The sequence below is a fragment of the Roseateles sp. GW821-FHT09H10 genome (assembly GCF_059415865.1).
The window spans coordinates 172,801-195,344 of sequence record NZ_JBWKOB010000003.1; the positions used below are offsets into that span (position 1 = coordinate 172,801).

20 protein-coding genes are annotated in these 22,544 nt (G+C 70.5%); 11 read left to right on the plus strand and 9 right to left on the minus strand.

The annotated features are described in order from the left end of the window. Nucleotides 1-110: 110 nt before the first annotated feature. From nudB to clsB, 3 genes are all read left to right on the plus strand, one after another. A complete protein-coding gene (nudB, locus tag AC07OY_RS16435) occupies nt 111-581 on the plus strand; it encodes a dihydroneopterin triphosphate diphosphatase (RefSeq protein WP_495043682.1) in 471 nt (156 codons plus the stop codon). Between the two features lie 77 nt (nt 582-658). After that, nucleotides 659-1,447, plus strand: coding sequence for an endonuclease/exonuclease/phosphatase family protein (locus tag AC07OY_RS16440; protein ID WP_495043683.1), 789 nt, complete (start codon nt 659-661; stop codon nt 1,445-1,447). Nucleotides 1,448-1,517: 70 nt separating this feature from the next. Then, the gene (gene clsB, locus AC07OY_RS16445; protein ID WP_495043684.1) at nt 1,518-2,780 is read left to right on the plus strand and encodes a cardiolipin synthase ClsB; all 1,263 of its coding nucleotides are present in this window, start codon (nt 1,518-1,520) and stop codon (nt 2,778-2,780) included. On the opposite strand, the gene AC07OY_RS16450 is transcribed toward clsB, so the two are convergent. From AC07OY_RS16450 to hutU, 3 genes are read right to left on the minus strand one after another with little or no spacing between them, the layout of a single operon-like run. Further along, the gene (locus AC07OY_RS16450; RefSeq protein WP_495043685.1) at nt 2,774-3,493 is read right to left on the minus strand and encodes a hypothetical protein; all 720 of its coding nucleotides are present in this window, start codon (nt 3,491-3,493) and stop codon (nt 2,774-2,776) included. The genes clsB and AC07OY_RS16450 overlap by 7 nt on opposite strands. Before the next feature lie 37 nt (nt 3,494-3,530). After that, nucleotides 3,531-5,036, minus strand: a complete 1,506-nt coding sequence (gene hutH, locus AC07OY_RS16455; RefSeq protein WP_495043686.1) for a histidine ammonia-lyase — start codon at nt 5,034-5,036, stop codon at nt 3,531-3,533. 8 nt (nt 5,037-5,044) lie between these two features. Beyond that, nucleotides 5,045-6,721 carry a urocanate hydratase gene (gene hutU / locus AC07OY_RS16460; RefSeq protein WP_495043687.1) on the minus strand — a complete coding sequence of 559 codons (1,677 nt, stop codon included), beginning with the start codon at nt 6,719-6,721 and terminating at the stop codon, nt 5,045-5,047. Nucleotides 6,722-6,787: 66 nt separating this feature from the next. Here hutU and hutC point away from each other — a divergent pair, with 66 nt between their 5' ends. The 7 genes from hutC to AC07OY_RS16495 all read left to right on the plus strand — a co-directional run bounded on the left by hutC (nt 6,788) and on the right by AC07OY_RS16495 (nt 13,525). Continuing rightward, nucleotides 6,788-7,507, plus strand: coding sequence for a histidine utilization transcriptional repressor HutC (gene hutC, locus AC07OY_RS16465; protein ID WP_495043688.1), 720 nt, complete (start codon nt 6,788-6,790; stop codon nt 7,505-7,507). A gap of 58 nt (nt 7,508-7,565) precedes the next feature. Beyond that, nucleotides 7,566-8,102, plus strand: a complete 537-nt coding sequence (locus AC07OY_RS16470) for a HutD/Ves family protein (protein ID WP_495043689.1) — start codon at nt 7,566-7,568, stop codon at nt 8,100-8,102. After that, nucleotides 8,099-9,295 (plus strand): imidazolonepropionase, encoded by a 1,197-nt coding sequence (gene hutI / locus AC07OY_RS16475; RefSeq protein WP_495043690.1) that lies wholly within the window; start codon nt 8,099-8,101, stop codon nt 9,293-9,295. The genes AC07OY_RS16470 and hutI overlap by 4 nt, the downstream gene beginning before the upstream one ends. Next, nucleotides 9,292-10,092 (plus strand): N-formylglutamate deformylase, encoded by an 801-nt coding sequence (gene hutG, locus AC07OY_RS16480; protein ID WP_495043691.1) that lies wholly within the window; start codon nt 9,292-9,294, stop codon nt 10,090-10,092. The genes hutI and hutG overlap by 4 nt, the downstream gene beginning before the upstream one ends. Next, on the plus strand, nt 10,080-11,450 hold the full coding sequence (gene hutF / locus AC07OY_RS16485) for a formimidoylglutamate deiminase (protein ID WP_495043692.1): 1,371 nt from the start codon (nt 10,080-10,082) through the stop codon (nt 11,448-11,450). The genes hutG and hutF overlap by 13 nt, the downstream gene beginning before the upstream one ends. A gap of 69 nt (nt 11,451-11,519) precedes the next feature. Beyond that, entirely contained in the window at nt 11,520-13,067 is a 1,548-nt protein-coding gene (locus AC07OY_RS16490) for a methyl-accepting chemotaxis protein (protein ID WP_495043693.1), read from the plus strand. A 65-nt stretch (nt 13,068-13,132) separates the two neighbouring features. Then, nucleotides 13,133-13,525, plus strand: a complete 393-nt coding sequence (locus AC07OY_RS16495; RefSeq protein ID WP_495043694.1) for a cupin domain-containing protein — start codon at nt 13,133-13,135, stop codon at nt 13,523-13,525. Between the two features lie 2 nt (nt 13,526-13,527). On the opposite strand, the gene AC07OY_RS16500 is transcribed toward AC07OY_RS16495, so the two are convergent. From AC07OY_RS16500 to AC07OY_RS16515, 4 genes are read right to left on the minus strand one after another with little or no spacing between them, the layout of a single operon-like run. Beyond that, nucleotides 13,528-16,617: an efflux RND transporter permease subunit gene (locus AC07OY_RS16500; protein WP_495043695.1), complete on the minus strand. Its 3,090-nt coding sequence runs from the start codon at nt 16,615-16,617 to the stop codon at nt 13,528-13,530. Between the two features lie 12 nt (nt 16,618-16,629). Then, a complete protein-coding gene (locus AC07OY_RS16505; RefSeq protein ID WP_495043696.1) occupies nt 16,630-17,751 on the minus strand; it encodes an efflux RND transporter periplasmic adaptor subunit in 1,122 nt (373 codons plus the stop codon). 5 nt (nt 17,752-17,756) lie between these two features. Beyond that, the gene (locus tag AC07OY_RS16510; protein WP_495043697.1) at nt 17,757-19,205 is read right to left on the minus strand and encodes an efflux transporter outer membrane subunit; all 1,449 of its coding nucleotides are present in this window, start codon (nt 19,203-19,205) and stop codon (nt 17,757-17,759) included. Continuing rightward, nucleotides 19,202-19,846: a TetR/AcrR family transcriptional regulator gene (locus AC07OY_RS16515; RefSeq protein WP_495043698.1), complete on the minus strand. Its 645-nt coding sequence runs from the start codon at nt 19,844-19,846 to the stop codon at nt 19,202-19,204. Before AC07OY_RS16515 ends, AC07OY_RS16510 begins: the two co-directional genes overlap by 4 nt. 228 nt (nt 19,847-20,074) lie before the next feature. On the opposite strand from AC07OY_RS16515, the gene AC07OY_RS16520 reads away from it, so the two are divergent. Further along, the gene (locus AC07OY_RS16520) at nt 20,075-20,566 is read left to right on the plus strand and encodes a hypothetical protein (protein ID WP_495043699.1); all 492 of its coding nucleotides are present in this window, start codon (nt 20,075-20,077) and stop codon (nt 20,564-20,566) included. 13 nt (nt 20,567-20,579) lie between these two features. On the opposite strand, the gene AC07OY_RS16525 is transcribed toward AC07OY_RS16520, so the two are convergent. Beyond that, complete coding sequence (locus tag AC07OY_RS16525) at nt 20,580-21,617, minus strand: asparaginase (RefSeq protein ID WP_495043700.1); 1,038 nt, start codon at nt 21,615-21,617, stop codon at nt 20,580-20,582. A gap of 179 nt (nt 21,618-21,796) precedes the next feature. Next, complete coding sequence (locus AC07OY_RS16530) at nt 21,797-22,459, minus strand: NAD(P)-dependent oxidoreductase (RefSeq protein WP_495043701.1); 663 nt, start codon at nt 22,457-22,459, stop codon at nt 21,797-21,799. Nucleotides 22,460-22,544: the final 85 nt, after the last annotated feature.

Here is a 22,544-nt window from a genome sequence, read left to right on the forward strand (position 1 = left end):
GGGACGGCGATGCATGCGGCATCGAGCCGCAAGCACATCGCCAGTTGGGCCGGCTTGGGGCGGCCCGGCGCTCGGCCCAACAGCCCCCGGCGCGCCGCTATGCTGCACGAATGACCGTTGCCAAGCCCTACAAGATTCCCGAATCGGTCCTCGTCGTCATCCACACGCCCGACCTGCAGGTGCTGCTGATCGAGCGAGCCGACCACCCGGGCTACTGGCAAAGCGTCACCGGCTCCAAGGACACGCCCGACGAGGCGCCGGCCGAGACCGCGCGCCGCGAGGTGCTGGAGGAGACGGGCTTCGACATCGCGGCCCTCGGCGCTGAGCTGCGCGACTGGCATCTCGCCAATGTTTACGAGATTTACCCGCATTGGCGGCACCGCTATGCGCCGGGTGTCACGCGCAATACGGAACACGTCTTTGGCCTACAACTGCCGTCGGCATTGACGCCGACGCTGGCGCCGCGCGAGCATCTATCTTGGGTCTGGTTGCCCTGGCATGAGGCCGCGGACCGCTGCTTTTCGCCGTCCAACGCCGAAGCCGTGCTGCAACTGCCCCGCTTCAGCACCGTCACGACATGAAAGCCCCCACGCCCACTTCGTTTGCTGCCCCCGAGGGGGGCGTTCAGCGTCTTCGGGCGGCCGGGCGCCGCTGAGCCATGAGCCCCGTCCGCCCCACTCCCCATTCCCCCGGCGCCATATTGCGGGTGGCCACCTACAACATCCACAAGGGTGTGCGGGGCCTGGGGCCGGCCAAGCGCCTGGAGATCCACAACCTGCAGATGGGCGTGGAGGCCATGGACGCCGACCTTGTCTGCCTGCAGGAGGTGCGCCTCTTCCACCACCGCGAGGCGGCGTATTTCGACCGCACCTGGTTCGGCTGGCCGGAGAAGGGCCAGGCCGAGTTCCTGGCGCCCGACGGCTATGAGGTGGCCTACCGCACCAATGCGACGACCAAGTTCGGCGAGCATGGCAATGCCCTGCTGTCGCGCTGGCCTCTGGGAGACATCGGCCACCACGACGTGTCCGACCACTCCTTCGAGCAGCGCGGCCTGCTGCATGTGCCGGTGCATTGGCAGGGCACCGTCGTCCACGTCGTCGTCGCGCATTTCGGGCTGATCCATTCCAGCCGCGTCCGTCAGGTCGAACGCCTGGCGACCTTCGTGCGCGACCATGTGCCGGCAGGCGCTCCGGTCCTTGTCGCTGGCGACTACAACGACTGGGGCGAGCGCCTGGACCCGCTGATGCGCACCCATGGCCTGCATCGCGCCACACCGCCGCACGGCCGGGCACGGGCGCCGACCTTTCCGTCGCGGCTGCCGGTGTTCGCGCTGGACCGCGTCTACATGCGCGGGCTGCGCTGCACGGGCGTGCAGGTGCCGCGCGGCCCCAGCTGGGCGCGCATGTCCGACCACCTGCCCTTGCTGGTGGAGCTGGCGCTCGAATGAGCCCCGCACGGCCGCCCGAAGGGGCTCGCGCCCCGCTTGGCGGGGCCGCGCGCAGCGCGTGGGGTGCCAGGTGAGGCGGCTCGGGTCGCGGCGGCGCCGGCGCCACCAGGCCACCGATCCCGGCTTCGTCGGTGGCAACGAGATTGAACTGCTGCGCGGTGGCGACCAGCTCTTCCCGCGCATGCAGGCCGCCATCCGCCAGGCCAGCCGGGAGATCTGGCTGGCGACCTATATCTTTCACCACGACGAGACCTCGCTGGCCCTGATCGATGCGCTGAAGGCGGCCGATCGGCGCGGCGTGCGCGTGCGCGTGGTCATCGACGGCTTTGGCAGCAATGCCAGCGTGAGGACGCTGCGCGAGCGCCTGGCCGGCAGCGGCGTGGCCCTGGCCGTGTTCCGCCCGATGGACCGCTGGTGGCACTGGTTCCAGCCCGGCCAGCTGCGCCGCCTGCACCAGAAGCTCTGCGTCGTCGATGGCGACACCGCCTTTGTCGGCGGCATCAATGTGATCGACGACCGTTACGACCTCCACCACGGCGTGACGGAGCTGCCGAGGCTGGACTTCGCGGTGCAGGTGAGTGGCGGCCTCGTCGACCTGGTCGCGCAGAGCGTGCGCTCGATCTGGTCGCGCGCCTGGCTGGGGCGGGACTTCGACGACGCGCTGATCGACTATGTGCCGCTGCGCCGCCGCATGGGCCTGTGGCTGACCCAGCTCTGGCGCGGCCCGCAGCGCCTGGCCGAACCGGCCTCGCGCCTGCAGCCGGTCAGCGCCGCCTTCGTGCTGCGCGACAACCTGCGCCGCCGCCGCACCATCGAGCATGCCTACGCCGACGCCATCCGCGAGGCGCGTGGCCGCGTCGACATCATCTGCCCCTATTTCTATCCCGGCCAGCGCATCCGCCAGGCCCTGCGCCAGGCCGCCGACCGCGGCGTGCGCGTGCGCCTGCTGCTGCAGGGCAAGCTGGACTACCGCATTGCCGGCTGGGCGGCCGAGGCCCTCTATGCCGACCTGCTCAAGCACGGCATCGAGATCTACGAGTACACGCCGGCCTTCCTGCATGCCAAGGTGGCCGTCGTCGACGGCCAGTGGGCGACGGTGGGCAGCTCCAACATCGATCCGCTGTCCCTGCTGGTCAACCTGGAGGCCAATGTCGTCGTGCAGGACGCGGGTTTCGCCGCGCGCCTGGCTGCCGAGATCGAGTCGGCCATCGCCGTCTCGCAGCGCGTCGGGGAGCGCGCCGGCACCGGCCTGCGCGCGCTGATGCACCGCGCCGTCGTGGTCTGGTTCGCCTACGTCTTCCTGCGCGTGGCGGGGGCGGCGGGGCGCTACTGAGCCGGCGAGCGGCGCGCCGCGGCGTCGAACCGCGCCAGCCATTCGGCCGGCACGCGCAGGCTGCAGGCCAGATGGCGGGTGGGCGGTGCCGGCATGCCCGGCAGGTTGAGCACCTCGACCGCGCCGGCATCCGGGCCGGCCGCTGCCCGCAGCTGCTCCCATTCGGAGGGCACCGAGACGGTGAAGTCGGCCCGGCCGCGTGACAGCATGGGCAGCACCTGGGCTGCGCCAGAGTCCACCCACAGCGGCTTGCGGCGCCGTTCGGCCATCCAGCGGTCCAGCGCCGCGCCATAGGCCACGCCGCCAAAAGCCAGCAGCTCGAAGCGCGAATCCAGCAGGGCGCTGCGCACATCGGGCAGGGTGCGCATCTGGGGCGCAACGCGGCTGGCGACCAGCAGGATCTGGGGTTCGCCCCGGGCCAGGGCCGTCGACAGCCGCGCATGGCGGCGCCGCTCCGGCACGTCGAAGACACCCAGCAGGCAGAAGGCCTCGCGGTTGCGGCGCAGCTCCTCGAGGCTGCGCTTGAAGGGCACGGCCTCCCAGCGCAGCGTCAGCCCGGCCTGCGCTGCCCAATTGGCGGTGCGCTCGCCCATCGCGAGATCGGGCACGCCGGCCGCCGTCAGCGGGGCCTGGGGGATGTGATGCACCACCAGGGTCTGGGCGCCGCTGCTGGCGCAGGCGAACAGGAAGGCGGCGGCGGTGGCGAGGCGCATGGTGCGACCGATTCTGCGCCTCGCCGGCGGCCGTGGGTCAGGCGTCGAAGCGCGGTGCGTGCGGAGCCACCAGCACGCCGGCCTGCACGAGAGCGGCGGCGCGCTCGATGTCCGGCGCCAGGTAGTGGTCGGCGGGCATGCTGGCGCAGTCGGCGCGCAGGCGCAGGTGCAGGGCCTCGACCGGCGCCGAGCTTTGCAGCGGACGCAGGAAGTCGATGCCTTGCGCAGCGGCCAGCAGTTCGATGGCGACGATGTGCGAGGTGTTGTCGATCATGGCGTGCAGTCGGCGCGCGGCAAAGGTGGCCATGGAGACATGGTCCTCCTGGTTGGCGCTGGTCGGCAGGCTGTCGACGCTGGCCGGATGGGCCAGGCTCTTGTTCTCGCTCGCCAGTGCGGCTGCGGTCACGTGGGCGATCATGAAGCCGCTGTGCAGGCCGGCGTCGGCCGTCAGGAAGGGCGGCAGGCGCGAGATGCCCGGGTCGATCAGCATGGCGATGCGGCGCTCGGCGATGGCGCCCACCTCGGCGATGGCCAGGGCCAGGTTGTCGGCGGCGAAGGCCACCGGCTCGGCGTGGAAGTTGCCGCCCGACACCATCACGTCCTCAAACACCAGCGGGTTGTCGGTGACGGCATTGGCCTCGCGCACCAGCACGGCGGCCGTGTGGCGGGCCTGGTCCAGGCAGGCGCCCATGACCTGGGGCTGGCAGCGCAGGCAGTAGGGATCCTGCACGCGCTCGTCGCCCTCGCGGTGCGACTGGCGGATGGCGCTGCCGGCGAGCAGCTCGCGGTAGACGCCGGCCACCTCGATCTGGCCGGGCTGGCCGCGCACCTCGTGGATGCGGGCGTCGAAGGGGCCGTCGGAGCCTCTGGCTGCATCCAGCGTCATCGCACCAGAAGCCAGGGCCGTGGCGAACAGGCCCTCGAAGCGCAGCAGGGCATGCAGGGCCAGGGCCGTGCTGGCCTGGGTGCCGTTGATCAGGGCCAGGCCTTCCTTGGCGGCCAGCGTCAGCGGCTTCAGCTCCAGGCGGGCGAGTTCGTCGCGGGCTGACACGCGCTGGCCGGCCACCAGGGCTTCGCCTTCGCCCATCAGGGCCAGCGTCATGTGGGCCAGCGGGGCCAGGTCACCGCTGGCGCCGACCGAGCCCTGGCAGGGCACATAGGGAATGAAGCCGGCGTTGAAGGCGTCCAGCAGGCTCTGCACGACCTCGCGGCGCACGCCCGAGAAGCCGCGCGCCAGGCTGCCGGCCTTGGTGGCCAGCATCAGGCGCATGACCTCGGGCGACATCGGCGCGCCGACGCCCACCGCGTGGCTGCGGATCAGGTTGAGCTGCAGCTGGGCGAGCTGGTCCTTGGCGATGCGCGTGCTGGCCAGCTTGCCGAAGCCGGTGTTGACGCCATAGACGGGCGCGTCGCCCGCGGCAGCGGCGGCCACCAGGGCGGCGCTCTTGTCGACGGCGCTCCAGTCGGCCAGCTCCAGCGCGGCGCGGCCGGCGGCGATGTCGGCGAGTTGCTCGAGCGTCAGTTGTCCGGGGATGAGTTTCATGGCGGGCTTCACAGGGAAGGCAGGTTCAGTTCGTTCTTCTTGGCGCATGCGACGGCGGTGTCGTAGCCCGCGTCGGCATGGCGCATGACGCCGGTGCCGGGGTCGTTCCACAGCACGCGCTCGACGCGCTTGGCGGCGGCATCGGTGCCATCGCAGACGATGACGACGCCCGAGTGCTGGGAGTAGCCCATGCCCACGCCGCCGCCGTGGTGCAGCGACACCCAGGTGGCGCCGCCGGCCGTGTTCAGCAGCGCGTTCAGCAGCGGCCAGTCGGAGACGGCGTCAGAGCCGTCCTTCATGCCTTCGGTCTCGCGGTTGGGGCTGGCGACGGAGCCGCTGTCCAGGTGGTCGCGGCCGATGACGATGGGCGCCTTCAGCTCGCCGTTCCTGACCATCTCGTTGAACGCCAGGCCGGCGATGTGGCGCTCGCCCAGGCCCAGCCAGCAGATGCGTGCCGGCAGGCCCTGGAAGGCGATGCGCTCGGCGGCCATATCCAGCCAGCGGTGCAGGGCGGCATGCTGGGGGAACAGCTCCTTGAGCTTGGCGTCGGTCTTGCGGATGTCCTCGGGGTCGCCCGACAGGGCCACCCAGCGGAAGGGGCCCTTGCCCTCGCAGAACAGCGGCCGCACATAGGCGGGCACGAAGCCGGGAAAGTCGAAGGCGTTCTTGACGCCCTCGTCCTTGGCGACCTGGCGGATGTTGTTGCCGTAGTCGACGGTGGGAATGCCCATCTGCTGGAAGGCCAGCATGCCCTTCACGTGGTCGGCGCAGCTCTTGGCGGCGGCGGCCTTCAGTTCAGCATGCTGGGCCGGATCGGCGCCGGCGGCCTTCCACTGCTCCACGCTCCAGCCGGCCGGCAGATAGCCGTGGATGAGGTCGTGGGCCGAGGTCTGGTCGGTGACCAGGTCGGGCTTGATGGCCGTGCCCAGCTTGCAGCGCTCGGCCAGGGCCGGGATCAGGCGGGCGGCATTGCCCAGCAGGGCGATGGACTTGGCCTCGCCGGCCGCCGTGTACTTGGCGATGCGGTCCAGCGCGTCGTCCAGATCGAACGCCTGCTCGTCCACATAGCGGGTCTTGAGGCGGAAGTCGATGCGCGACTGCTGGCACTCGATGTTCAGCGAGCAGAAGCCCGCGAAGGTGGCGGCCAGCGGCTGGGCGCCGCCCATGCCGCCCAGGCCGGCGGTCAACACCCAGCGGCCCTTGGCCACGCCGCCGTAATGCTGGCGCGCGGCTTCGGCAAAGGTCTCGTAGGTGCCCTGCACGATGCCCTGGCTGCCGATGTAGATCCAGCTGCCCGCCGTCATCTGGCCATACATCATCAGACCCTTGCGGTCCAGCTCGTGGAAGTGCTCCCAATTGGCCCACGCCGGCACCAGGTTGGAATTCGCCAACAGAACTCTGGGCGCATCCGGGTGGGTGCGGAACACGCCGACAGGCTTGCCCGACTGGATCAGCAGCGTCTCGTCGTCGTTCAGCTCGCGCAGCGATTTGCAGATGGCGTCGAACGCGTCCCAGTTGCGCGCCGCCTTGCCGATGCCGCCATAGACGACCAGGGCGTCGGGGTTCTCGGCCACGGCGGGGTCCAGGTTGTTCTGGAGCATGCGGTAGGCGGCCTCGGTCAGCCAGCTCTTGCAGTGCAGCTGGGTGCCGGTGGGGGCCTTGACGGGACGGGGCAGGGCGGTCATCGGGTACTCCTCAAAGTGCCGCGAACTCTAGTTGTCTATACAAGTCAAGTCAACTAGGATGGCGCCATGCCAAGAAGCCCGGCCAGTCCAGAACCCCAATACCTCAAGGTCAAGAACCATCTGCGCGAAGGCATCGCCAGCAGCCACTGGGTGGCCGGCGACCTGCTGCCCAGCGAAGGCGCCCTGGTCACGCAGTTCGAGGTCAGCCGCATGACGGTGAACCGGGCCCTGCGCGAGCTGGTGCAGGAGGGGCTGATCGAGCGCGTGCAGGGCGTGGGCAGCTTCGTGGCCCAGCTGCACCGCATCTCGTCGACGCTGAATGTGCGCGACGTGCACGAGGAAATCCATGAGCGCGGCGGCACGCACGAGGCGCGGGTGCATGCCCTGACCCGCGGCAAGGCCACGCCCCAGCAGGCGGCCGAGCTCGGCCTCAAGCGCGGCGCACCGGTCTTCCTCAGCCTCATCGTTCATCTCGAGAACGGTGTCGCCATCCAGTGCGAGGAGAGGGCCGTCAACCCGGCCTGCGCGCCCGACTACCTGGCCCAGGATTTCACGCGCATCACGCCGACGCATTACCTGCTCGACGTGGCGCCGCTGTCGGAGGCACGCTACATGATCGAGGCGGCCCTGACCGGCGAGGTCGAAGCCAAGCTGCTCGGCATCAACCGGCGCGATCCCTGCCTGGTCGTCAAGCGCATCACCTACAGCCGCGGTGTGGCCGTAACCAGCGTGAAACTGACCCACCCCGGCGCACGTTACCAATTGCAAGGGAGCTTCGCGGCATGAGTTTTGCCGTTCAGCGCTGCGGAAAATACGCGGTTGCTTCTGGAGCTAGGACAAGAACATGAGTTGGAGCAAGGTCAGCGCGGCCGACTTGGAGCCGCAGGCCTGGAAGAACAAGGGCGGCACGACGCGCGAGCTGCTCGCCTGGCCGCATGCCCATGACTGGGCCCTGCGCATCAGCGTCGCGCGCATCGAGCGCGACGGGCCGTTCTCGGCATTCCCCGGCGTGCACCGCTGGCTGGCCGTCATCCGCGGCTCGGGCCTGCGCCTGTTCGACTGGCCGCAGAGCGTGGGCGACGAGCCGCTGCGCTTCGACGGCGGCCTTGCCCCCGAGGCGTCGCTCATCAAGGGCGAGACCGAGGTCTTCAATGTGATGGAGCGGCGCGGCAACCTGGAGGTCGAATCGGCCCACCATGTGCTGCTGCCCAAGACGCCCTGGGTCGGCCTGTTCACCGTCAACGGTGGCCTGCTGGAGCATGGCCACCGCGCCATGCCGATGGCGCCGCTGACGCTGGCCTGGTGCGAGGACCCGGTGGGCCAGAGCTGCCTGTTCACGGGGGAAGGCAATGCCTGGTGGCTGACCTGGAGCGGCGAGTGAGCGGCTCGCGGCTCTGGCGCGGCGGGGTCCTGGCGACCCTGGCCGGCGACAGCGGCTGGGGCCTCATCGAGGACGGCGCCCTGCTCGTCGAGGACGGGCTGCTGCGCTGGGTCGGGCCGAGCGCCGAGGCGCCGGCGGCCGACGAGATCGTCGAGCTGCAGGGCGCCCTCGTCACGCCGGGACTGGTCGACTGCCACACCCACCTCGTCTACGGCGGCAGCCGGGCCCACGAGTTCGAGCAGCGCCTGCATGGCGCCAGCTATGCCGACATCGCCAAGGCCGGTGGCGGTATCAAGTCGACCGTCGCCGCCACGCGCGCGGCCAGCGAGGCCGAGCTGCTCGCGCTGGCGAGCAGGCGTGCCCAGGCCCTGATCGCGGAGGGCGTGACCACGCTGGAGGTCAAGTCCGGTTACGGCCTGGACGCGGCCACCGAGGCCCGCATGCTGCGCGTCGCGCGCCAGCTCGGCCGCTTGGGCGTGGACGTGCGCACGACCTACCTTGCCGCCCATGCCCTGCCGCCCGAGTTCGCCGATGCCGACGACTACATCGCCGCCGCCTGCCTTTGGCTGCCCGAGCTGCATGAGGCCGGCCTCGTCGACGCGGTCGATGCCTTCTGCGAGAACATCGCCTTCAGCCCGGCCCAGGTGGCGCGCGTCTTCGATGCGGCCAAGCGCCTGAACCTGCCCGTCAAGCTGCATGCCGAGCAATTGAGCGACCAGGGCGGCACCCAGCTTGCGGCCAGCTACCGCGCACTGAGCTGCGACCATCTCGAATACCTCAGCCCGGCCGGCATCCAGGCCATGAAGGCCGCGGGCACCATCGCGGTGCTGCTGCCGGGCGCCTATTACGCGCTGCGCGAGACTCAGCTGCCGCCGATTGCCGCGCTGCGCGAGGCCGGCGTGCCCATCGCCATCGCCACCGACCACAACCCGGGCAGCTCGCCGACGCTGTCGCCGCTGCTGATGCTGAACATGGCCTGCGTGCTGTTCCGCCTGACGCCGGAGGAGGCCCTGCGCGGCCTGACCGTCAACGGCGCGCGCGCCCTGGGCCTGCAGGACCGCGGCCAGCTGGTGCCGGGTCAGCGCGCCGATTTCTGCGTCTGGGATAGCGCGCATCCGCGCGAACTGGCAGCATGCTTTGGACATAACCCGCTGAAAGAACGGGTCCGCCAAGGAATACAGGGAGAAGCATGAGCGTCTATCGCCTGCAGCAGGGCCAGGTGCCGCTGCTGATCAGCCTGCCGCATGCAGGCACCGAAATACCGCCGGAGCTGCACGACCGCTATGTGCCGCGCGCGCTGGCCAGCGAGGACACCGACTGGCACCTCGAGCGCTTCTACCGGCCCCTGGCCGAGAAGCTCGGCGCCAGCCTCATCGTGCCGCGCTACAGCCGCTACGTCATCGACCTGAACCGGCCCTCCGATGACGCGCCCCTCTACCCCGGCGCCGCGGGCGGCACCGGCCTGGTGCCGACGCGCTTCTTCACCAGCGAGGCCCTCTACCGCGAGGGCGGCGACCCGGGCGCGGCGGATGTCGAGGCCCGCGTCGAGGCCTATTGGCGGCCCTATCACGAGGCCCTGGCCGCCGAGCTGGCCCGGCTGCGCGCCGCGCATGGCCGCGCCCTGCTGTTCGAGGGCCACAGCATCCGCTCGGTGCTGCCCTGGCTGTTCGAGGGCGAGCTGCCGGCGCTGAACCTCGGCACGGCCGATGGCGCCTCCTGCGATCCCGCCATCACAGCCCGGCTGGGTGCGCTGCTGGCCGGCCAGCAGCAGTTCAGCCAGGTCGTCAACGGCCGCTTCAAGGGCGGCTACATCACCCGCCACTACGGCCGCCCGGCCGAGGGCTGGCATGCCGTGCAGCTGGAGATGTGCCAGCGCTGCTATATGGACGAAGCCGCCGACCCGCGCCTGGCCTACGACGAAGCGCGCGCCGCCCAGGTGGCGCCGCTGATCGAGAAGATGCTGCAGGAGTTGCTCGCATGCCCAGTTTGAAGCAACTCCATGCACCGCTGGCCTGGGTGGATGGCCGTTGGCAGCGCGACGTGCTGCTGACCGTCGATGCCAACGGCCACTGGTCCGAGATCAGCATCGGCGTGCCGGCGCCCGAGGGGGCCGAGGTGCTGGCCGGTCCGCTGATCCCCAGCCTCGTCAACGCCCACAGCCACGCCTTCCAGCGCGCCTTCGTCGGCCTGGCCGAGCGCCGCGAGGCCGGCCAGGACGACTTCTGGAGCTGGCGCGACCGCATGTATGCCCTGGCCCTGCGCATCTCGCCCCAGCAGCTGCGTGCGGTCGCGAGCCAGCTCTATGCCGAGCTGCTGCGCGGTGGTTACACCCAGGTCTGCGAGTTCCACTATCTACACCATCCGGCCGAGGGTCAGGCCTTCGACGACGAGCTGGATATGGCCTGGGCCCTGGCCGAGGCGGCCCAGGAGGTCGGTATCGGCCTGACCCTGCTGCCCGTCGTCTATGCGCGCAGCGGCTTCGGTGCCGACGGCCTGCGGCCCGACCAGCATCGCTTCAAGGCCGATGCCGACTGGGCCTGGCGGGCCAGCCAGCGTGTCATGGCCGCCGGCCTGCCGCGCGTGAATGCCGGCGTGGCCCTGCATTCCCTGCGGGGTGCCTCTCCGGGCGACATCGCCCGCCTGCGCGACCTCGTCGGCGCGGCCGACCTGCCCATCCACATCCATGTGGCCGAGCAGACGGCCGAGGTGGCCGACTGCCTGAAGGCGACGGGCAAGCGCCCCATCCAGTGGCTGGCTGACGAGGGTCATCTGGACCCGCGCTGGCAGCTGGTGCATGCCACCCATGCTGAAGGCGCCGAGATCGAGGCCGTGGCCCGCAGCGGCGCCGGCATCGTCATCTGCCCCGGCACCGAGGCCAATCTGGGCGACGGCCTGGCCGATCTGCCGCGCTGGCTGGCCGGCGGCGTGCCGCTGACCGTCGGTTCGGACAGCCAGGTCACGCGCGGCTGGGTGGAAGAGCTGCGCTGGCTGGAATACGGCCAGCGCCTGGCCCTGCGCCAGCGCAATGTCGCCTCGGCGCCGGGCAGCCAGCCGTCCAGCGCGGCCCGCCTCTTCGACGCCGCCGTCCATGGCGGTGCCCGCGCGGCCGGTTTCACGGCCTGGGGCCTGACACCCGGCGCCCGCGCCGACGCGCTGGTGCTGAACCGCGAGGCCGACGCCCTGCGCGGCCTGCCCGACGAAGCCTTGCTGGATGCTGTCGTCTTCGGCAGCAACGGCTCGCCCTGGCAGTCGGTCTGGGTGGCTGGCCGGGCCCGGCCCTGGCGTGCGCCCACCCGGGTGGGGGATGCCTTCGAGGCCGCCATGCGTGAGCTTTGGGCCACTAAATAGCCCAAATCGATCAGAAATGGCTACTCTTCCTCCATCCCAACGGAGGGGTGAGGAGTGGCCATGATCGACATGAACCAATTCCCGATCCGGGCAAGGCTGGCCGCCGTGGGCGTGCTGGCCGGCCTGGGCATGCTGCTGATCGGCGGTTCCGGGCTGATGGCCCAGTCCGACGCCAGCGCCCAGCTCAAACGCTTCGTCGACAACGACGTCGAAGCCCAGGGGCAGTTGTCCAACGCGCGGGCGGCGGTGGGCAACCTCAGGCGCTACGAGAAGGACATGCTGATCAACATTGCCGACAGCAATGCCGTCGGCAAATACCGCAAGGACTGGGACGAGGCCGAGGCCAAGGCCCGCGGCGCCCTGGAAAAGGTGGCCGGGCTGCAGCTCAACAAGGACATCCTGGCCACGGTCACGGAATCGCAGCGCGCGCTGACGGCCTACCGCGACGGCTTCCGGCCCTTTGCCGAGCGTGTCTCCAAGGGCGAGTTCCCGGACACCGCCGAGGCCAACAAGGGCCTGGAGCCGGTCAAGGGGCCGGTGCGGACCCTGGACAAGGAACTGGCCGCGCTGACCAAGCTCATCGATGAAAACTCCGAACGGCAGATCACGCAGATCGATGCCCGCTTCGCGTCGTCTCGCACCGGCCTGATCGTGCTGCTGGTCGTCGCCATCGCCGTGCTGGCCTTGCTGCTGCACGCCAATTCCAAGTCCATCCTGAGCTCGCTGCAGCGCGCGGTCGCGGCGGCCGAGCGCATCTCGCGCCAGGACCTCACCGGCGAGGTGCAGGCCCGGGGCCGCGACGAGACGGCCAAGCTGATGCAGGGCCTGGCCACGATGCAGGACTCCCTCGTGACCGTCGTACGCCAGGTGCGCGGCGCCACCGACAGCATCGCCACGGCCTCGCGCGAGGTGGCCGTCGGCAGCCATGACCTCAGCTCGCGCACCGAGCAGGCGGCCTCCAATCTGCAGGAGACGGCCTCGGCCATGGAAGAGCTGACCGCCAGCGTCACGCACAACGCCGAGTCGGCCCGCCAGGCAGACAAGCTGGCCGGCGATGCCGCCGAGGTGGCGCGCCGCGGCGGCGCCGTCGTCAGCGAGGTCGTCGAGACCATGGGCCGCATCAGCAGCTCGTCCCACAAGATCAGCGACATCATCGGCACCATCGACGGCATCGCCTTCCAGACCAATATCCTGGCGCTGAATGCGGCGGTGGAAGCCGCGCGTGCCGGCGAGCAGGGCCGCGGCTTCGCCGTCGTCGCCGCCGAGGTGCGCACGCTGGCCCAGCGTTCGGCCGAGGCGGCCAAGGAGATCAAGGCCCTGATCACGCGCAGCACCGAGAACGTCGACAGCGGCTCGGCCCTGGTCACCCAGGCCGGCGAGACGATGAAGGAAATCAACGCCTCCATCGCCCGCGTCTCCGACATCGTGGCCGAGATCAGCCATGCCACCGGCGAGCAGAGCACCGGCATCGGCCAGATCAGCCAGGCCATCGCCAACCTCGACCAGATGACGCAGCAGAACGCCGCGCTGGTGGAGGAGTCGGCCGCCGCGGCGTCCAGCCTGCAGCAGCAGGCCGATGAGTTGTCTCAATCGGTCGCGGTGTTCAGACTGAGCTGAGGCGGGCCTGCGTTATGGTGCGCGCCCGGCTGCCGCCGGGCCGCCATCCATTCGCAGCCAGCCTCATGATCGTCCGCAAAGCCGCCGTCCCCGTCGCCACCAGCTCGAAACCCGGTTGGGGGCGGGTCGACACGGCCCGCCTGGGTGACGCCGGCGGCATCACGCAGTTCGGCGTGTCCCTGCAGGTGCTGCAGCCCGGCGCCAAGGCGTCGATCCGGCACTGGCACCACCATGTCGACGAATATCTCTTCGTCGTCAGCGGCGAGGTCACGGTGACCGAAGACGATGGCGCCCACACGCTGCAGGCGGGCGACTCGGCCTGCTGGCCCGCTGGCGTGCCCAATGGCCACACGGTGGCCAACCGCTCGGCACAACCGTGCTCCTACCTCGTCGTAGGCACGCGCGGCGATGAGTCGGGCGAGTATGTCGAGGACCTCGACATCCCGCCCGACGCCTGAACTCAGGCCGTCGCCACGTCTTCTGCCGGCTTTGCGCCGCGCTTCTTCGCGAAGCGCTGGATGAAGTCATCGACGATCTCGTAGAGCACCGGGATCACCAGCAGGCTCAGGAAGGTGCTGGTGATCAGCCCGCCGATGACGACAATGGCCATCGGGGCGCGGAAGCTTGGGTCGGTGCCGAAGCCCAGGGCGATGGGCAGCATGCCCGCGCCCATGGCCAGCGTCGTCATGACGATGGGCCGCGCGCGTTTGTGGCAGGCGTCCAGCAGCGCTTCCAGCCGCGTCAGCCCCTGCTCGCGCTGGGCGACGATGGCGTACTCCACCAGCAGGATGGAGTTCTTGGTCGCGATGCCCATCAGCATGATCATGCCGATCATGGCCGGCATGCTGAGGTCGGTCTGCGTGACGAACAGCGCCAGGATGGCACCCGGGATGGACAGGATCAGCGCACCCAGGATGGTCACCGGCTGCACCCAGGCGTGGAAGAGCAGCACCAGCACGATGTAGATGCAGGCGACACCCGTGCCCATGGCCAGCGCGAAGCCCTGGCCCAGCTCGGCGAAGGCCTCGGCGTCGCCGATCTCGGCGGTGGTCACGCCTGGCGGCAGGTTGGCGATGCTGGGCACCTTGGACGCGGCGGCCTGCACCTCGGACAGCGGCATGCCGTTCAGCTCGATCTCGAAGGTGACGTTGCGCAGCCGGTCGTAGCGATCGATCTGCGCCGGGCCGCTGGTCATGGTCAGCTCGGCCACCTGGCGCACCGGCACCGGGCCGCGCGCGCCGGGCACGGTCAGCTCGCCGAGCAGGGCCAGGTCGGCGCGGGCCGCGTCGGGCAGGCGCACGACGATGGGGATCTGGCGCTGGGCGAGGTTGAGCTTGGGCAGGAACTGGTCGTAGTCGCCGGCCGTCGCGATGCGCAGCGTGTCGGCGATGGCCGCGGTGGAGACGCCGAGGTCGGCGGCACGCGCCGCATCGGGCTTCACGATGAGCTCGGGGCGTTGCAGGCTGGAGCTGCTCGTCACCTGGCCGATGCCGGGCAGGGCGCGCAATTCCTTCTCGACCTTGGCGGCATGGCTGGCCAGCAGCTCGCCGTCCTCGCCGGCCAGCACGAGCTGGTACTTCTCGTTCGAGCCGCCGAAGGTGACCTTGATGCGTGCACCGGCGATGTTCTCCAGCTTCTCGCGCAGCTCGCGCTCGATCTGCTGCTTGCTGGTGCCGCGGCGCTCGTTGCGCGGCGTCAGGTTCAGCGTCAGCGTCGCCTTGCGGGACTCGGCCGCGCCGCTCATCGCGAAGGGGTCGCCACCGGCATTGCCGCCGCCGACGGCCGTGTAGATCAGCTTCACATGCTTGTGGGCTGCGGCTGTCGCGCGGGCCTGTTCGGCGATGGCGCGCGTTTCCTCGTAGGTGCTGCCGGGCGGCAGCTCGATGCTGATCTGGGTCTGGCTGAGGTCGTCGGGCGGCAGGAAGGCGCCGGGAATCGCACCCATGAACAGCGGCGTGCAGGCGGCCACGCCGAAGACCGCCGTCAGGGCCATGGTCTTGCCCTTGTGCGTGAAGGCCCAGCGTGCGGCCTTCAGGTAGCGCGCCATCCAGAAAGGCTCCTTGTGCTCGCGCTTGGGCCGCTTGAGGATGTAGGCCGCCATCATGGGCGTCAGCATCCGCGCCACCACCAGCGAGAAGAACACGGCGATGGAGGCCGTCCAGCCGAACTGCACGAAGAACTTGCCGACCACGCCGCTCATGAAGGCGGTGGGCAGGAAGACGGCGATCAGCGTGAAGGTCGTCGCAATCACCGCCAGGCCGATCTCGTCCGCCGCCTCGCGCGCCGCCTCCAGGGGCGTCTTGCCCATGGTCAGGTGGCGCATGATGTTCTCGATCTCGACGATGGCATCGTCCACCAGCACGCCGATGACGAGGGACAGGGACAGCAGCGTCACGACGTTGAGCGTGAAGCCCATCCAATACATGACGAGGAAGGTCGGGATGGCCGACAGCGGCAGGGCCACGGCGCTGACGAAGGTGGCACGCCAGTCGCGCAGGAACAGGAAGACCACCAGCACGGCCAGGGCCGCGCCCTCGAGCAGCAGCTTCATGCTGCCGTCGTAGTTCTCGATGACGGGGTCGACGAAGTTGAAGGCCTCGGTGACGGTGATGTCGGGATGGGCGGCCTTGAGCTCTTCCAGCGCGGCGCGGATGCGCTCGGCCACGTCGACCTCGCCGGCACCCTTGGCGCGCACGATCTCGAAGCCGACGACGGACTTGCCGTTCAGGAAGGCGCCGGCGCGGCGTTCGGCCAGGGTGTCGCTGACGCTGGCGACCTGGTCCAGGCGCACGCGGCGGCCGTCGTTCAGCGGGATGTCCATGGCCGCGAGCTCGCTGGCGCTCTGCACGGTGGCGATGGTGCGCAGCGACTGCTCGGCACCGCCCAGCTGGGCGCGGCCGCCGGGGGCTTCCTGCTGCACCTGCTTCAGTTGGCGCGACACCTCGGCCGCCGTGACGCCCAGGGCCAGCATGCGCGACGGGTCCAGCTCCACGCGCAGTTCGCGGCTGACGCCGCCGACGCGCGAGACCGAGCCGACGCCGCGCACCGACAGCAGGCGCTTGGCGACCTGGTTGTCGACGAACCAGGACATGGCCTCGTCGTCCATGCTGCTGCTCGAGACCGTGTAGGTCAGGATGGGCATGCCCGACAGGTTCATCTTGGTGACGACCGGATCGCGCAGGTCGGCCGGCAGGTCGGCGCGGATGCGGCTGACCGCGTCGCGCGTGTCGTCCAGGGCCTCCTGCAGCGACTTCTCCAGCCGGTACTCGGCCGTGATGGTGGCGACGCCGTCCTGCACCTTGGTGTAGAGGTGCTTGAGGCCTTGGGCCGAGGCCAGCGAGTTCTCGATCTTGCGGGCCACCTCGGTCTCCATCTGCGCCGGCGCGGCGCCGGGCAGGGAGGCGGTGACGACGATGGTGGGCAGCTCGATGTCGGGGAACTGCTGGATCTTCATCTGCTTGAAGCCGTAGATCCCGGCCGCCGTCAGCATGATGAAGAGCATGATGGCCGGCACCGGGTTGGCGATGGACCAGCGGGAGACGTTGAACATCGTCGTGTCTCCTTACTTGGCCGCGGGGACGGTGTCGCCCCCACCGTTCGCCACGCGAACGGTGTCCCCATCCGCCAGGAAGCCCACGCCGGACTCCACGACTGCGGCCCCGGCGGTCAGGCCCGAGCGCACCTCGATGCGGTCCGCCTCGCGGCGGCCGATCTGCACCTTGGTCTGGCGCACCTTGGCGCCGTCGATGCGGAAGACATAGCTGAAGCCGTCGCGCAGCAGCACGGCGCTCTGCGGCAGCGACAAGGCCTGGCTCTCGCCGAGCAGGAAGTCGCCGCGCGCGAACAGGCCGGCACGCAAGGCCTCGCCGGCCTTCAGGTCGACATAGACCAGGCCGTTGCGCGTCTGCGCGTCCACTTGCGGTGCGACGCGGCGGATGCGGCCTTCGACGGCCGGTGCGCCGCTGGGCTGCACGCGCACCGCCTGGCCCGCCTTCAGCTGGGCCAGTTCGGCGCCCGGCACTTCGGCCCGCCATTCCAGGCGGCCCTGGCGCTGCAGGCGGAACAGTTCCTGGCCCGGCTGCACCAGGGCGCCCGGCACGGCGATGCGAGCGGTGATGACGCCGTCGTCCGGCGACGTGATCTGCGTGTAAGACAGGCGCAGCGAATCGGCCTGCACGCGCGCCTTGGCGGCGGCCACGCGGGCCTGGGCCCCGGCATCCGCGGCCAGGGCCTGGTCGATGGCCTGGGGCGACAGGGCTTCGCTGCCCTGCAGGGTCTTGACGCGCTCGGCCGTCAGGTGGGCGTCGCGGGCCGAGGCCTCGGCCTCCAGCAGCGCCGCCTTGCTGGCGGCCAGCTCGGCCTCCAGCGTGCCGGGGCTGAGCTTGGCGAGCACCTGGCCCTTCTTGACGCGGTCGCCCACGTCGACCATCAGCGTGAGCAGGCGCTGGCCGCCGATCTCGGCGCCGATGATGACTTCCTGCCAGGCGGCGATGGAGCCGGTGCCGGACAGGGTCTGGTGCCAGTTGCCGGCCTGCACGACGACGCGCTTGACGGTCAGGGCCGGCTTGGGGGCGGCGCTGGCGGCCGGGTCGGCGGCGAAGGCGGGGCTGGAGACGGCCGCGACAAAGGCGGCGGCCAGTGCAGCGGTCAGGACGACGGTGACAAAGGGGATGCGGATCTTCATGGCGTTCAGCGCGCGGCGGCGGTATTCGTGTTCGTTGTGGAGGCGTCAGCGGTCCAGCCGCCACCCAGGCTGCGATAGAGGCGGACCCAGGCCAGCGCATGCTCGGCGCGCACGCTGAGCACGGCGTCGTAGGCGGCCAGGGCATTGCGGAAGGTGGTGTTGCGCTGGACGCCGCTCTGCAGGCCGGCCTGGGCCTGGCTAAAGGAGCGCCGCGCGATGCCTTCCCATTCGCGCTTGACGGCGTCGACCTCGCGTTCGCGCTCGGCGCCGGCGGCCACGCGTTGCAGGGCCTCCTCCACCTCGGCGACGGCCGTCTGCCATTGCGCCTGCAGGGCGGCGGCGGCCTCGTCGGCGGCGGCCTGGGCGCCTTCGGCACGGGCCTTGCGCTGGCCGCCATCGAAGATCGGCAGGCTCAGGGACGGGCCGACGGCCCACATCGACGTGCTGTTGCTGCTGCCGCCGACGCGCAATTGCGACTCGCCGGCCAGGGCGCCCAGGCTCAGCTGCGGATAGCGCTGGGCCTCGACGCTGCGGTGCTGTTGGAGGGCGGCCAGCCAGCGCTGATGGGCGGCGGCCAGGTCGGGGCGCTGGGCCAGCAGCTGGGCGGGCAGGGCGCTGACGTCGAAGCCCGGCACCTTGGGCTGGCTGCGGCGCAGCTCGAAGCCTTCACCCGCGACGGCCGGCGGCGCCAGCTCCTTGGCCAGCGCCTGGGCCGGTTCGCCGCACAGCAGGGCCAGGGTCTGCAGCGTGATCTGGGCCTCGGCCCGCCACTGGCTGCGGCTGGCCGCGGCGGCGGCGCGTTCCGTGTTCAACAGGGCGGCGTCGCTGACGCTCATCAGGCCGGCCTTCTGCTGCTCGCGCGCCCAGCCGGCGATCTGCTCGGCGAAGCGCAGGTCCAGCTCGGCCGACTCCTCGCGGGCCTGGGCCAGGCGCAGCTGCACATAGGCCTGGGCGACGTCGGCGGCCAGGCTGACGCGGGCGGCATGCCAGTCGGAGCCGGCGGCCTGGGCCTGCAGGTTCTCGGCCGCCGCGGCGGCGCGCTGGCCGCCGAAGAGGTCGATCTCCCAGCTCGCATTGAACTGGGCATTGCCTTGGGTGCTGATGCCGGGCACGGCATTCAGGTTGCGGCCGCGCTGGACCTGGGCACTCGCGCTGAGCTGAGGCAGCAGGGCGCCGCGGGCCTGCGTGGCATTGGCCTCGGCCTGGCGGCGGCGGGCGGCGGCCTGGGCCAGCGTCGGGCTGCCTGCCTCCGCACGCGCGACAAGGCGGGCCAGCAGCGGATCGTCAAAGCCCTTCCACCAGTCGTTCAGCGCCGCCGTGCTGCCGCCGTGGGGCAGGGGCGAGCGCCAGGCGGTGGGGATGGCCGTGGTCGCCGGCGGTGCAGCGGGAGGCACGGCCGCGCAGGCGCAAAGCAGCGCCAACACGGGAGCGGCAAGGAGGAGGCGTCGATTCATGAAGACTTCTTGGCGTGTTGAGCCCGCTCGTACTCGACCAGGGCGCAGCCCCAGTCGGCGAGGCGGTGGCAGGTCTGCTCGAGCAGGGGGTCGTCGGCCAGCAGTTCGGGGTGGAAGGCGTCCAGCATGGGCCGGGTCATGGAGTAGTCGTGGGCCATGGCCTGCAGGCCCATGGCGAGCTGGTGGATGGCCGCCGTCGGCTCGCTCAGGCCGGCATGGCGGGCCAGCAGCTGGGCGAAGCGGTCGAAGATCGGCCCGACTTCCTGGGCCACCGTCTCCATGAAGATGGGGCTGGGCGCCTGCATCTCGCGGAAGAACATCTGGGCGCTGCAGGCGCCGTCGTCGAACAGGAAGGGCTGCAGGAAGCGGCGGATGGACTCGTGCAGGCTCAGCCCGGGATCGTCGAAGCCGGCCAGTTGCTGCTGCAGGTCGACGACGGGCAGGCGCAGCACCTCGCGGTAGAGGCCGTCCTTGTCGGTGAAGTGGTAGTGGATGGCGCCCGGGTTGACGCCGGCGGCGGCGCAGATCTCGCGCGTCGAGACGGCGTCGAAACCGCGTTCGCCGAACAGGCGCATGGCCTCCTGCAGCAGGCGCTCGCGCGGCGGCAGGGGGGCGGTGGAGGAGGGCTTTTCAGCACGCATGGGGCCGTAATGTAAAGCCAACCAAGCGCTTGCTTGGTCGCTTTTTGTATCGTTTTTTATCGGCTGGCGACTGACGCGGCCGCTCGCAAGGCATCAGATGGCGCTGCCGGCAGGGGGTGCTTCCGGCACGGGAACGGCCTTTGCCCACCTGGCCGGGCGGCGTCGGCCGCAGCTGCGCTGCCAGGAGATGGCAGCGTGAACCGCTTCATCAACCCTGGAGAGTTCATCATGAGCAGGAAATTCAACCCCTTGTCGACGACCGTTGCGCTGGCAACTGCCAGCCTCTTGATCGGCATCGCCGGCTGCGCATCCAACCGTTCCGCGGACGAGACCGCCGGCCTGTCACGCGATGCGGACACCCAGCCCACACTGGCCCAGGCCACGCCGACCAATCCTCTGGACACGACCAGCCAGCCCAATTCGCCGGACGCCCTGGCGACACCGATGCCGGCCGAGACGCCGACCGCGCCCATCGCGCCGGTCGCGATCAGCGACACCCAGCCGGCCCCGACGGCCCCTGTGCAGACGGACATGACCACGACGACGGCCGCCACCAGCACCACGACCGAGACGCAGCCGCCTGCAGCGCCCGTCTACCAAAGCAGCCCTGAGATCCCGGCCAGCACGGCGTCGACGACCACGACCACGGCGACCGATACGTCGAGCAGCAACAACTACAACAGCGAGCAGGCTTTGCCGCCGCGCCGCGATCGCCACTGAGACGGCTGCAGCTTCAGGGCCGGGCCGCGAGCGCCTGCATGAGCGCTTGCGCCGGTCGCAGCGAGCCGACGTCGATGCCGCGCCAGTTGCGCAATTGCAAGTGGCTGTAGCCGCGTAACAGCTCGTCCTCGGTCTTCAACAGGCCTTGGACAACCTGGGCAAAAGCGGCTTCGGCCGCGCGCACGGCGCCGTCATCGATCTTCAGCGCGATGCCCAGCCCGAGTTCGGGCAGGGCCGCGCAATACACGCCCTCAGCGCCGATCTTGCAGAAGACGCGCTCGCCCCAGGCCTGCATGACCCGCGTGTCGAAGCGGTCCGTGCCGCCGACCATGAAGGGCGCGGCAGCCGCGGCCTGGCGCAGGCGGCGCGCGGCCCGGGCGTGCCCGTCCGACAGGCCTTGGCCCGTGCCGCAGCGCGCGAAGGCGAGTGCCAGTGATCGCAGCGGCAGCGCGAAGGTCGGGATGGAGCAGCCATCGGTACCACGCGGTGCTTTTTCGACATCGATGCCCGTTGTTGCCGACAAGGCTGCCGACACCTCGCGCATGACCGGGTGCTCGGCTGCGACATAGCCGCGCGCGAACGCGGCCGGATTGGCACCGGCGTTGCGCGCCATCAGGCAAGCGACGCAGACAAAGCCGCTGTGCTTGCCCGAGCAGTTGTTGTGCAGCGGCGTGGCCAGTTCTCCGCGCGCCACCATGCCGCGCAGCACCGGATCGCGGCTGGGCCATTGCGTGCCGCATTCCAGCGCGTCGGCGCTCAACCCCAGCTTGGCCAGCACGCCGGCGGCGGTGGCCACATGCTCGGGCTCGCCGCTGTGCGAGGCACAGGCCAGGGCCAGCTCCGCGTCGGTCAGCGCAAACGTGTCGGCAGCACCGCTGGCGACCAGTGGCAAGGCCTGCAGTAGCTTCACCGCCGAGCGCGGGAAGATGGGCCTGTCGATATCGCCCAGGGCCGTGTGCACGGCGCCCTCGGCATCGATGATGGCCAGCGCGCCGGCATGGCGGGATTCGACGGCGCTGCCGCGCAGGACTTCGATGAGGACGGGGTTCATGCCGCCATCATCCGCCGAAACAGAGAAAGGGCCCGATGCACTCAGCAGCGGGCCCCGGTGTCGGTCAGCGCCTGTAGAGCAACTCTTCAGCTGCAACTCCGGCTCGCGACAACTCCAATCTAGTCGAGCTGCAGCGTGGGCACAGGTGAACGATGCCGCTTGCGCTCGTCAGCCTGGCCCTACGCGGCCAGGGCCGCCACCGTGAAGCGGGCGCGAGCATGGCGCGGCTGCTCGATCTCGTCGGCGATGGCGACGGCCAGGTCGGCCACGGAGATGCCGGCAGGCGCCGGGCCGGCCATCAGCAGCTCCTCGCCGCCGCTGCGGTAGTGGCCGCTGCGCTCGCCCGGGGCCAGCAGGGCCGGCGGGCTCAGGAAGGTCCAGTCCAGGGCGGTGTTGGCGCGCAGGGCGGTCAGGTGGTCGCGGGCCGCGCGGGCGCCGGGCACGATATTGGGCGGCACATGCTTGGGAAAGTCCTCGGTGTCGACCAGCTGCACGCCGGGGGCGACGAACAGGCTGCCGGCGCCGCCGACGACCAGCAGACGCTTGACGCCGCTGCCCTCGACGCCCTGCACGATGGCCGTGGCGCCGCGCAGGAACTTGTCGTAGAGCTCGGTCTCGTTCCAGCCCGGGTTGAAGGCCGACACGACGGCGTCGTGGCCGTGCACGGCGGTGGCCACGGCATTGGCGTCATAGGCGTCGGCGGCGACGACAGCCAGCCCCGGACGTGTTTCCAGCTTGGCGGGATTGCGGGCCAGGGCCGTGACCTGGTGGCCGCGTTGCAGCAGTTCGGCGAGGACGGCGCTGCCGACAAAGCCGGTGGCACCGATGAGGGCGATCTTCATGAGGTTCTCCAAAGCGATTGAGCGATGAAGAACGATATGGGCTTCACGATCTGCTGATAAGACGGCCAAAATCGCCATCACTTTG